The organism is Halomonas marinisediminis (genome assembly GCF_004347715.1).
Taxonomy (GTDB): Bacteria; Pseudomonadota; Gammaproteobacteria; order Pseudomonadales; family Halomonadaceae; genus Halomonas; species Halomonas icarae.
In genome coordinates this window covers 1-359 of sequence record NZ_SLTR01000084.1, presented here as the reverse complement: position 1 = coordinate 359, position 359 = coordinate 1, and the positions used below count along the sequence as shown (strand labels likewise).

General features: G+C 53.2%; 1 protein-coding gene. It reads left to right on the top strand.

Going from position 1 to position 359, the window contains the following annotated elements; translation table 11 throughout:
- Positions 1-153: 153 nt before the first annotated feature.
- On the top strand, positions 154-359 hold a 206-nt coding region (locus tag E0702_RS19630), incomplete at its 3' end, for a hypothetical protein (RefSeq protein WP_205741962.1).

The following is a 359-nucleotide window of genomic DNA, read 5'->3' as shown; positions in this document are numbered from 1 at the left end:
AAGCCGTCTCCGGCCCAAGAGGTTGGCGTAATCTCTGACGACTTCGCGTCGTTTGATATCTCCGGCTCGGTGTTGATCGACTCCAGCAAAACCACCAAATCCCAATACTTCCGCCGGACGCAGAAAGTAGCGGCGTAACACCATCGAGGGCTTATGACCTACTCAGTGACAGTGCGTGAAAGGGAGATAGCAGTCAGGGAGTTGACTGTCGGTGATATCCGGGAGTGGCTGACCATGATGGCAAGCTCTAATCAAACGAATCTCGTCGACGGCCTTCTGTTTCAAGAGCAACAGATGATCACGTCCGAGATTGCGTTCATGACCACTTTGGACGTCAGCGAGCTTAACCAGTTCACCCC